The sequence below is a fragment of the Paractinoplanes ferrugineus genome (assembly GCF_016862195.1).
Taxonomy (GTDB): Bacteria; Actinomycetota; Actinomycetes; order Mycobacteriales; family Micromonosporaceae; genus Actinoplanes; species Actinoplanes ferrugineus.
On record NZ_BOMM01000110.1, the window covers coordinates 1 to 2,595 of the forward strand.

2 protein-coding genes are annotated in these 2,595 nt (G+C 69.6%); both read right to left on the reverse strand.

All coding sequences use genetic code 11. The annotated features are described in order from the left end of the window. On the reverse strand, window positions 1–530 hold a 530-nt coding region (locus Afe05nite_RS43420), incomplete at its 3' end, for a cellulose-binding domain-containing protein (RefSeq protein WP_203823209.1). A gap of 40 nt (window positions 531–570) precedes the next feature. Then, window positions 571–2,046, reverse strand: a complete 1,476-nt coding sequence (locus Afe05nite_RS43425) for an arabinofuranosidase catalytic domain-containing protein (protein WP_203823210.1) — start codon at window positions 2,044–2,046, stop codon at window positions 571–573. Window positions 2,047–2,595 lie beyond the last annotated feature (549 nt).

Below are 2,595 nucleotides of genomic sequence, written 5' to 3' on the forward strand. Positions count from 1 at the left end.
CTGCAGTTGCCGCTCGGGGCCGACGGCGAGGTGGACGGCGAGGTGGACGGCGAGGTCGGCTGGGTGGTGGGCGGTGTGGTCGGCTGGGTGGTGGGCGGTGTGCTGGGCCCGGTCGACCCGGTGCAGTTGACGCCGTTGAGGGCGAAGCCGCTCGGTACGGGGTTGCTGCCGGTCCACGACCCGTTGAAGCCGAACGAAGCCGTGCCGCCGGTGGCGATCGACCCGTTGTAACCGGCGTTCTTGGCGGACACCGCCGCGCCGCTCTGCGTGACCGTCGCGTTCCACGCCTGGGTCACCGTCTGACCGGCACCGTAGGACCAGGTGAGCGTCCAGCTGGAGACCGGGTCACCGAGGTTGGTGATCGACACGTTCGCGCCGAAGCCGCCCTGCCATTGCGACGACACGGTGTAGTCGACCGAGCATCCGGCGGTGGCCGCGTCGGCGGGCATCGCCACCATGACCGCTGCCGACGCCAGCAGGGCGAAGCCGCCCGACACCAGGCCGGCGTTTACTGATCTGGATCTGTGCATGAATCACTCCTGTGAGGGGGACGGCGGTTCGGTCGCGTGGTCAGCGGTAGCCGGCGGCAACGATGTTGGCCTGCACGGCGCTCTCGGTCGCGTCACTCGGGTAGCCGGCGACCATGGCTCCCTCGTAGAAGGTGCCGATGCTCTGGTTGGTGTTGTCGATGCAGCAGTCGCCGCCGCTGCCGAGGATGATCGCGCCCTGCTTGCGCATCGGGCTGTAGCCGCGTGGCAGGGCCCCGTCCCAGAGCGTGGTGAGCGAGCCGGACTGGGCGTTGCTGCCCTTGAGGGCGAACCGCGAGGTCCCGTTGTTCTTCAGCATCGCGGTCACGAACTTGCTGGTGAAGGCCCGCTGGTTGGGGTTCCAGGAGGAGCTGCCGCCGGGGTACAGGCCGTACTCGAGGTCGGCCTGGATCCACGGCCCGGAGCCGGAGCAGCCGCCGAACCAGCAGCTGGTGCCGAAGTAGATGGCGTCCATCGCGCCGGCACCGTCGGCCCGTCGGGTGGTCTCGCTGTTGCCGTAGTCGAAGCAGCACCCGCCGTTGACGTGCGTGCCGCTCGTGACCATGTAGATCCCCTCGGGCGCACTACCCGTCGGGATGCCGGTGGCCGAGCCGTTCCGCCAGTAGCTGTTGCCGGGGTTGATGTAGAGCGAATAGACCTTGTTGCCACCGACCGCCACCGACTCGCGGGTGGCGCCGGCCGCGGTGTCGGCGCCGCCGATGCCGCCGGGACCCTGGTAGCCGAGGTTGTTGCCGCGCCCGGACTGGTCGTAGATCACCGTGATGACGCAGGACGTCCCGGCGCAGAACGAGTCCTGGGTGGCCGCGTTCGCCGCGCCGCCCCGGCTCACCACCCCGATGTCGCGGGTGGTGTTGTCCGACGAGCGGCGCACCTGGTAGAGCGCACCGGCATAGCCGGCCGACAGCGCGCGGGTCGTGCTGTGCGCGGCCACGCAGGGCGTCCCGCCGGCCGCGTAGAGGTCACAGGGAAGGCCGGCCGGCGCACTGGTCGACGGGGTGGGGGTCGGCGTGGCCGACGACGCGGTCGGGGTCGGGGTGGCCGACGAACCGGTGGGGGTCGGGGTGGCCGACGACCCGGTCGGAGTCGGTGTCGCCGGCGCGCCGGTGCAGGCCACGCCGTTGAGCGTGAAGGCGGCCGGGGCCGGGTTGCTGCCGGTCGTGGCGCCGTTGAAGCCGAACGCGGCACTTCCGCCGGCCGGGATGGTGGCGTTGTAGCTCGCGTTGGTCACCGTGACCTGCCCGCCGGACTGGCTCACCGAACCGTTCCACAGCTGGGTGACGGTCTGACCGGCGGTGAACGTCCAGGACAATCGCCAGCCGGTGAGCGAGTCGCCGAGGTTGGTGACGGCGACCGAGGCGCCGAATCCACCCGGCCACGAGCTGCTGACGGTGTAGTCGACCCGGCAGCCGGCGGCCGCCTGGGCGGGGCTCGTGGTCGCGGCGATCACGCCCGCGGTACCAGCCAGGACGGTGGCGGCGAGCAAGGCTCTGATTCTCATCACGTCTCCCAGTGCGGCGGAGCTGACCGCGCCCGAGACCAGCGGCGGGCGTTAACGTTAACAATGTGATCCGGATGTTACGGGAGCGCTCCCATACATTCAAGACAGTGACTTCCTCGAACCCTTTGCGGGCCGCCGTAACACTTTTTCAGCAACCGCACGCGCCCATTTGCCATCGATCGGTGTCGCTTGACGGTGGGGGTCGAGCTGATTACATTCGGGAAAACGTTTTCCGGGTTGCCGCCCCTGGCTGAGACCGACCTCTTGTCAGCCACCCACGCCGTTTTCCGCTCCTGATCAACCTCGGGGACGGCCGGGCGCCCTGTCGGTCTCGCATTTCCGGAGCGTCGGCCGGAGCACCGCCGGCCGTAACACAGCGGTTCTGAGGAAGAGGAAAAGCGGCATGAAACAAACAGACTCGACACCGGCCCGGCGACGATTCCGCCGGACCACGGCGATCGCATCGGTGGCGGCGGTGGCGGCCGGATTGGTGTACGCCGGATCGGCCCTCAATCCCGCGGCTGCGGCGGCCGCCACGAACACTCTCGT

Excerpts from the sequence above, each read along its gene's own strand:
- Afe05nite_RS43425 (WP_203823210.1), bottom strand. The coding sequence starts at position 2,046 with ATGAGAATCAGAGCCTTGCTCGCCGCCACCGTCCTGGCTGGTACCGCG.